This is a genomic window from Aromatoleum evansii (assembly GCF_012910805.1).
Lineage (GTDB): Bacteria > Pseudomonadota > Gammaproteobacteria > Burkholderiales > Rhodocyclaceae > Aromatoleum > Aromatoleum evansii.
Genome location: NZ_WTVK01000026.1, coordinates 72,191 through 79,914, shown reverse-complemented (window position 1 = coordinate 79,914; position 7,724 = coordinate 72,191). Strand labels below are relative to the sequence as shown.

Annotated in this window: 7 protein-coding genes; 1 reads left to right on the top strand and 6 read right to left on the bottom strand. The window is 66.1% G+C overall.

What is annotated here, in order from left to right; genetic code table 11:
* Window positions 1–316 (top strand): hypothetical protein (locus GO615_RS28645; RefSeq protein ID WP_211167123.1); only part of this gene is annotated, 316 nt, incomplete at its 5' end.
* On the opposite strand, the gene dnaB is transcribed toward GO615_RS28645, so the two are convergent.
* The 6 genes from dnaB to hrpA all read right to left on the bottom strand — a co-directional run bounded on the left by dnaB (window position 304) and on the right by hrpA (window position 7,723).
* Window positions 304–1,713, bottom strand: a complete 1,410-nt coding sequence (gene dnaB / locus GO615_RS14705; RefSeq protein ID WP_169129318.1) for a replicative DNA helicase — start codon at window positions 1,711–1,713, stop codon at window positions 304–306. The genes GO615_RS28645 and dnaB overlap by 13 nt on opposite strands.
* A 115-nt stretch (window positions 1,714–1,828) precedes the next feature.
* Entirely contained in the window at window positions 1,829–2,278 is a 450-nt protein-coding gene (gene rplI, locus GO615_RS14700; protein ID WP_169129316.1) for a 50S ribosomal protein L9, read from the bottom strand.
* 16 nt (window positions 2,279–2,294) lie between these two features.
* Window positions 2,295–2,567: a 30S ribosomal protein S18 gene (gene rpsR / locus GO615_RS14695; protein ID WP_169129314.1), complete on the bottom strand. Its 273-nt coding sequence runs from the start codon at window positions 2,565–2,567 to the stop codon at window positions 2,295–2,297.
* Window positions 2,530–2,883 carry a primosomal replication protein N gene (gene priB, locus GO615_RS14690; protein ID WP_169129312.1) on the bottom strand — a complete coding sequence of 118 codons (354 nt, stop codon included), beginning with the start codon at window positions 2,881–2,883 and terminating at the stop codon, window positions 2,530–2,532. Before priB ends, rpsR begins: the two co-directional genes overlap by 38 nt.
* Before the next feature lies 1 nt (window position 2,884).
* Window positions 2,885–3,268 carry a 30S ribosomal protein S6 gene (gene rpsF, locus GO615_RS14685; RefSeq protein WP_169129310.1) on the bottom strand — a complete coding sequence of 128 codons (384 nt, stop codon included), beginning with the start codon at window positions 3,266–3,268 and terminating at the stop codon, window positions 2,885–2,887.
* Window positions 3,269–3,622: 354 nt separating this feature from the next.
* Complete coding sequence (gene hrpA / locus GO615_RS14680; protein ID WP_339380037.1) at window positions 3,623–7,723, bottom strand: ATP-dependent RNA helicase HrpA; 4,101 nt, start codon at window positions 7,721–7,723, stop codon at window positions 3,623–3,625.
* Window position 7,724 lies beyond the last annotated feature (1 nt).

Genomic DNA, 7,724 nt, shown 5'->3' with positions numbered 1-7,724 from the left:
TGAGCACTCAATCTTTGCAACATTAAAACTGCCGAAGCAGTCTCGGTCGCGCCAACCAAGCACTCACACTTATCGGTTGTCCAATTTTTTAAAGAACCGCTGCCGAAGCAGCGAGAAAGAGATTCTGACAAACTTACTTCACTTCGTCAAGCACCGCAGCGATTTATTTTTTACACCGCTACCGCACCACCCTCTCTTTCCTGCTCCCCACCGCCGCCTCGAAACCGCTGCAGCGCTGAAGAGGCGCGAATTATATAGAGCTCAATTGAACCGTCAAGCGCTTTCCGAAAGAAATCCGGAAATTTATTCGCTCTGATAAAAACCCGAGCCGCCGGCGTAATTCTCGAATCGTGTGCATTCGCCGATGAAGGTCATGCGGACGGTGCCGGTCGGACCATTACGATGCTTGCCGATAATCAGTTCCGCGGAGCCCTTGTCCGGCGAATCCGGGTTATAGACCTCGTCGCGGTAGATGAACATGATGATGTCCGCGTCCTGCTCGATGGCGCCGGATTCGCGCAGGTCGGACATCACGGGGCGCTTGTTCGGGCGCTGCTCGAGACTCCGGTTCAACTGGGACAGCGCGATGATCGGAACGTGCAGCTCCTTCGCGAGCGACTTGATCGAGCGCGAGATCTCGGAGAGTTCGGATGCGCGATTGTCGCTGTCCTTGCTGCCGACCATGAGCTGCAGGTAGTCGATGACGATGAGACCGAGCTTGCCGCACTGGCGCGCGAGGCGGCGTGCGCGGGCGCGTAGGTCGATAGGGTTGAGGCCGGGCGTTTCGTCGATGAAGAGCGGGGCGTCGTAGAGCTTGCCCATCGCCATCGTGAGGCGCTGCCAATCCTCGTCGCCGAGCCGGCCCGTGCGGATCTTGCCCTGATCGATACGGCCGACTGAGGAGATGAAGCGGGTGGCGAGCTGCGTACCCGGCATTTCCATCGAGAAGATGGCTACTGGAAGCTTGCAGTCGACGGCGACGTGTTCGGCGACGTTGAGCGCGAAGGTGGTCTTGCCCATCGCGGGACGGCCGGCGACGATGATCATGTCGGAGGGCTGCAGGCCGGAGGTCTTGTCGTCGAGATCGACGAGGCCGGTCGGCACGCCGGTGACCTCGGACGGGTTGTCGCGGTCGTAGAGGTCCTGCACGCGGTCGACGACCTGCTTGAGGATGGGCTGGATCGAGACGAAGCCGGTGGTGGTGCGCGCCGTGGATTCGGCAATCTCGAACACCTTGGCTTCGGCTTCGTCGAGCAGGGTCTTGGCGTCGCGGCCTGTGGCACTCAGCGCGGACGCGGCGATCTCGTCGCCGACGGTGACGAGCTTGCGCAGGATGGCGCGCTCGCGGACGATCTCGGCGTAGCGGCGGATGTTGGCCGCGGACGGGGTGCTGTTGGCGATCTCCGCGAGATAGGCGAGGCCGCCCGCCTGCTCGGATTCGCCGTTCTTCTCGAGCGACTCGAAGACGGTGACGACGTCGGCGGGCTTGCCGAGGTCGAGCAGCTTGCTGATGTGGCGGAAGATGCGCCGGTGGTCGTCGCGATAGAAGTCGGCTTCGCTGGCGAGATCGGCGACGCGCTCCCAGGCCTGATTGTCGAGCAGGATGCCGCCGATGAGGGATTGCTCGGCTTCGAGCGAGTGCGGCGGTAGCTTGATTGCCGAGATCGCGGGGTCGCCGGAGTTCTCGGCAAAGCGGCGCTTTTGAGTGGCCATCGGAGGCGGTCTTCCTGGGGAGCGAGAACGGAATTCTACCGAAGCGGCAGGCGCTTCTGAAAAAGGAAAGGGGCTGCCGAGGCAGCCCCTTCCGGATCGCGTTACCGCTGGCGGATTACTGTTCGCCGAGCACGGAAACGGTGACCGGAACGACGACGTCGTGGTGCAGGGCGATATCGATCTGCACGTCGCCGATGGCCTTGATCGGGCCTTCCGGCATGCGGATCGCGCTACGCTCGACCTTGAAGCCCTGACCTTCCAGCGCTTCGGCGATGTCGATGTTGGTGACGGAGCCGAACAGGCGACCGTCCATCCCGGCCTTGCGGGCGATCTGCAGCATCAGGCCTTCGAGCTTGGTGGCGACAGCCTGGGCCTCGCCGAGCTTCTCGGCTTGGGCCTTCTCGAGTTCGGCGCGCTTGGCTTCGAATTCGGCCATGTTGGCCTGGGTCGCACGCTTGGCCTTGCCTTGCGGGATCAGGAAGTTGCGGGCGTAGCCGTCCTTGACCTTGACGACGTCGCCGAGGGTGCCGAGGTTGGCGACTTTTTCGAGCAGAATGATTTGCATGTCCGATCTCTCCTGATTACTTGTGCAGATCGGTGTAAGGCAGCAGGGCGAGGAAGCGCGCGCGCTTGATCGCGGTCGACAGCTGACGCTGGTAGCCGGCCTTGGTGCCGGTGATGCGGGCCGGCATGATCTTGCTGTTTTCGGTGATGAAGTCCTTCAGGATATCGACGTCCTTGTAGTCGACTTCCTCGATCTTTTCCGCGGTGAAGCGGCAGAACTTGCGACGCTTGAACAGGCCGCGATTGCCGCGGTCATCCTTTTTCTTTGCAAACTTCTTGTTGAAAGCCATTTTCGTTTCCTTCCAGAAATTCGATCTTGCTCAGGTGCAGTACCGGGCTTCGGCTGCGAAGGCTTTTCGCGGCGAGAAATCCGGCGACCCTTATCCTCATGCCGGGGGATGCACTGGCCAGCACACTAGCCAGCTCACCGACTGCAACCGCCTGCAGTTCCACCGAAACGTCGCGGCTCAGTCCCGCTTCCAGTTGTTTCGATTCATGCGCGAGGCCGCAAGCGGCGATCGGCACTCCTGCCGGGGTTCGACGCAGGGGCTGGAGTTCAGCGATCCGGGCGTCGAGGTGCAGCTGGTTGATTCCCTCGTCAGTCACCTCAGGCGGATTCGGCCTCGGACTTCGCTTCTTCCGCGGCGGGCGCGGCGGTCAGCGAGCGGGACTTCTCTTCCTTCATCATCGGCGACGGGGTGGTCACGGCGCCCTTCATCTTGACGACGAGGTGGCGCAGGACGGCATCGTTGAACTTGAACGAGTGCTCGAGTTCGCCGAGGGCTTCGCCGTCGCACTCGATGTTCATGAGCACGTAGTGGGCCTTGTGCACCTTCTGGATCGGATAGGCCATCTGGCGGCGGCCCCAGTCTTCGAGGCGGTGGATCTTGCCTTCGCGGGCGGTGACGATCGACTTGTAGCGCTCGATCATCGCCGGGACCTGTTCCGACTGGTCCGGGTGGACGATGAATACAACTTCGTAATGTCGCATGGAGACTCCTTGCGGTTGATGACAGCTCCCCGGCATGCGAACCGGTGGAGCAAGGGAAAGCCGGGAAGAATAACAGGAAAAGCTTGACGGATCAAAGGGCGATGTTTAATGGCGTGCGTTGGTTGCCGTGCTGCTAATCCGGGAGTCCGGGCGAACTGGCCAGGGCAGGCGTTCGCGGCCTTCGGCTTCCCGGATCGGAATGCGCCGCGGAGGCGGCGCGGCAAACTCGCCGGCTGCGCCGGCTCAGACATGCCGCGCCTTGTTTCCTCCGCGACGCATCCCGATCCGGCGCTCTCGACAGCCCCGACCAGCCCACCCGGACACCCTTGCGTGTGCGCGATCTCGAGGAGTCGTCTATCGGGGGCGGGCGTCCCAGATTTTTTGCAGGCGCTTGACCGACATCGGCATGGGGGTCTTCAGTTCCTGGGCAAAGAGGCCGACGCGCAGCTCTTCGAGGAGCCAGCGGAATTCTTCCAGCGCGGGGTCGTCAACGCCGGCCTTGCGCTTGGCGAGACGCTCACGTTCGAAGGGCTGGGCGAGACTGCGCCATTCGGCCAGCAGTTGAGCGTCGCGCGCGGGGTTGTTGCGCAGCTTGTCGAGACGCACGCCCGCGGCCTTGATGTAGCGCGGGAAGTGGGCCAGGCGTTCCCAGGGATACGCGACGAGAAAATCCTTGGGCATCAGCTCGCGGACCTGGGACTGGATGTCGGCGGCGACTTCGGGGAAGCCTTTCATGCCGGTGAGGCGCTTCTGCAGCGCGGAGTGTTCGGCGATCAATGTCGTCGCGAGGCGCATGAACTCCTGCGCGATCAGCGTGATGCGCGGCTTGGCCTCGCTGCAGCGCTGCTCGAAGCTCGCGGCATCGACGGGGAGCGGATCGAGCAGGCAGGTGCGCGCGAGGGTGGCGGCGACGAGTTGGGCCTTGAGCTCGGCCTCGGTGCCGAAGGGGATGAAGGCGAGCGCGAGGTCGCGCAGGCCGGGCAGGCGTTCGACCGCACGCACCTGATCCTTGAGCGTGAGCGCGAAGAGACGTGCGAGACCCTTGCGGTGGATTCTGGCGGCTTCTTCCGGGGTGTCGTAGGGGCGCAGCGAGACACTATCGCCGTCGTCGTGCAGCGCGGGGAAGCCGATGATCTCGCGCCCCGCGACCTTCACTTCGAGGAGTTCGGGCAGCGCGCCGAAGGTCCACGCGGTGAAGCCACCGAGCGATGCGGGCGAGGATTCGGGCGCGGCCTTGGCCGGGGCGCCCTGCCCTTTGGCCGGCGGCACGGGCGATGACGGGGCGGCGGCTTTCGGGGCGGCAGCCCTGGGCGCGACGGCCTCGGGCAGCGTGATGCGCGCGCCGCGGAAGCGTTCGGCGACCTGGTCGCGCAGCCGCGTGCGCAGTTCGGCGAGGTTGCGCGACTGGCCGAGCACGCGGCCGTGCTCGTCGATCACGCGGAAGTTCATGAAGCAGTGCGGATTGAGGTTTTCCGCGCGGAAGGATTCCATCGGCAGCTTGAGCGACACGCGGTCCTCGACGAAGCGCTGCAGTGCGCGCAGGAGGGGTTCGTCGGTATTCCATTCGCCGGCGTCGAAGAGCTCCAGGAAGGCGGCGGCGCTTTCGCCGATCGGCTGCAGGCGGTGGCGGTGCTTCTGCGGGACGGTGCGCAGCAGCGCGGCGACCTTTTCCTCGAGCAGGCCCGGCACAAGCCATTCGCAGCGGTGCGCGGGGATCTGGTTGAGCATCGCGAGCGGGACGGTAAGCGTGACGCCGTCGTCGGGTTCGCCGGGCTGGTGCAGGTAGACAAGCTTGAGCTTCTGGCCGAGGACTTCGAAGGTCGCGGGGAAGCGGTCGGTGGTGATGCCTTCGGCCTCGTGGCGCATGAGCTGGTCGCGCGAGAGGTACAGGAGCTTGGGCTCGGCCTTTTCGGCCTGTTTGCGCCAGGCTTCGAAGCCCGGGACGTCGAGGACATCCGCCGGGAGCTTGGCATCGTAGAAGGCGTGGATCAGCTCCTCGTCGACGAGGACGTCGGGGCGACGCGACTTGTGTTCGAGGCGTTCGATCTCGGCGACGAGGCGGCGGTTGTGCTGCAGGAAAGCCATGCCGCGCGCCGGCCCTTCGGCGATCTCGCCCTGGACGAGGCCTTCGCGGATGAAGAGTTCGCGGCACAACCGTGGGTCGGTGTCGCGGTAGCCGACGCCACGCCGCGCGTAGAGGACGAGGCCGTGCAGCGTGCCGCGCTCCCAGGCGCGCACAGCACCGGTGGTCTTGGACCAGTGCGGCTCATAGACCTGGCGCTTGATGAGGTGGGCACCCACTTCCTCCAGCCATTCGGGCTCGATCTTCGCGAGGCAGCGGCCGAAGAGGCGCGAGGTGTCGACGAGTTCGGCGCCGACGATCCATTTGCCGGCCTTCTTCGCGAGCGCGGAGCCGGGGTGCGGCCAGAACTTGATGCCGCGCGCGCCGAGGTAGCTGTCGGCCTGCGGGCCGCTGGCGTCCTCGATCTTGCAGCCGACGTGACCGAGGAGCCCCGCCAGCAGCGCCTTGTGGAGGGCGTCGTACTGCGCGGGCTTGTCATTCTCCTTCCAGCCATGTTCGGTGCACAGGGTGTGGAGCTGGGTGTGCACGTCGCGCCATTCGCGCAGGCGCATGTAGGAGAGGTGGTGCTGCTTGGCCCACGCCTTCTGCTTGCTGCCGGTCTCGTGGCGCAGCACTTCGCTCCACGCCTTCCACAGGTTCCAGTACCACAGGAACTCCGAGCGCTGGTCCTGATCGCCGCCGCGGAACTTGGCGTGCGCCTGGTCGGCGGCGCCGGGGCTCGCGGGGTTGCGCTCGCGCGGGTCCTGTGTCGACAGCGCTGCGGCGATGACGAGGACTTCGGCAAGGCAGCCACGGTCGCGCGCGGCGAGGATCATGCGACCGATCTTGGGGTCCAGCGGGAGCCTGGCGAGCTCGACGCCAGTGGGCGTGAGCTCGCGTGCGTCGTCATCGGTGACGGCACCGAGCTCGGTGAGGAGCTGGTAGCCATCGGCGATCATGCGCGGCAGCGGGGCGTCGATGAAGGGGAAGTCCTCGACGGCACCGAGACGCAGCGACTTCATGCGCAGGATCACGCCGGCGAGCGAGGAGCGCAGGATCTCGGGGTCGGTGTGCGCGGGGCGCTTGCCGAGCTCGTCCTCGTCGTAGAGGCGGAAGCAGATGCCGTCCATGACGCGGCCGCAGCGCCCGGCGCGCTGCTTGGCGGCCGACTGGGCGATCTTCTCGACCTGCAGCTGCTCGACCTTGTTGCGGTGCGAGTAGCGTTTGACGCGCGCGAGGCCGGTGTCGACGACGTAGCGGATGCCGGGAACCGTGAGCGAGGTCTCGGCGACGTTGGTCGCGAGAACGACGCGGCGGCCCTTGCCGGGGGCGAAGACGCGCGTCTGCTCCTGCGCCGACTGGCGCGCGTAGAGGGGCAGGATTTCCGTGCCGGCGGCGTGGTGGGCCTTCCTCAACGCCTCGGCGGCCTCGCGGATTTCGCGCTCGCCGGGCAGGAACACGAGGGTGTCGCCGGGGCCGCTGCGGTGGGCTTCGTCGACGGCGTCGACGATGGCGTCGTAGAGGTCGCGATCCTTGCGGCGGTCAGGGCCGGAGCGGCGGGATTCCGGGGCGGGTTCGTCGTCCGATTCGACGGGGCGGTAGCGCAGCTCGATCGGATAGAGGCGGCCGGAGACTTCGATCACCGGCGCGGGCTTGCCGTCGGCGCTCGCGAAATGGCGCGCGAAGCGGTCGGCGTCGAGCGTCGCGGAGGTGACGATGACTTTGAGGTCGGGGCGGCGCGGCAGCAGGGTCCTGAGGTAGCCGAGCAGGAAGTCGATGTTGAGACTGCGCTCGTGGGCCTCGTCGATGATCAGCGTGTCGTAGGCGGCGAGCGAGGGGTCTCCCTGCGTCTCCGCGAGCAGGATGCCGTCGGTCATGAGCTTGATGCAGCTCGACTCGCTGAGGCGGTCGGTGAACCGGATCTTGTAGCCGACGGCCTGGCCGAGTTCGCTCTTCAGTTCCTGCGCGATGCGGGTGGCGGTGGCGCGGGCGGCCAGCCGCCGCGGCTGGGTGTGGCCGATGAGGCCGGCGGCGCCGCGGCCGAGCGCGAGGCAGATCTTGGGGAGCTGGGTGGTCTTGCCGGAGCCGGTCTCGCCGCAGACGATGACGACCTGGTGGGCGGCGATCGCGGCGGCGATCTCGTCGCGCTTTTGCGTGACGGGCAGCTCGGCCGGAAAGTCGGGTCTGGGCAGGCGGGCCTGGCGTTCGCCGAGTTTGGCGCGCGAACGGGCGCGCAGCGCGTCGAGATCGGCTTGCACACGCTCGCGTTTCGCCCCCTGGAGGCGGCCGAGGTCGCGCGCGAGGCGACGCAGGCGCGGGCGGTCGGCGCTCAGGCAGTCGAAAAAGTCGTCGCGCCGGCGCTCATCGCGGGGCCGGGAGTCGGTAGCAGTCACG

Coding starts and splice junctions, on each gene's coding strand:
- dnaB (WP_169129318.1), bottom strand. CDS start 1,713: ATGGCCACTCAAAAGCGCCGCTTTGCCGAGAACTCCGGCGACCCCGCG.
- rplI (WP_169129316.1), bottom strand. CDS start 2,278: ATGCAAATCATTCTGCTCGAAAAAGTCGCCAACCTCGGCACCCTCGGC.
- rpsR (WP_169129314.1), bottom strand. CDS start 2,567: ATGGCTTTCAACAAGAAGTTTGCAAAGAAAAAGGATGACCGCGGCAAT.
- rpsF (WP_169129310.1), bottom strand. CDS start 3,268: ATGCGACATTACGAAGTTGTATTCATCGTCCACCCGGACCAGTCGGAA.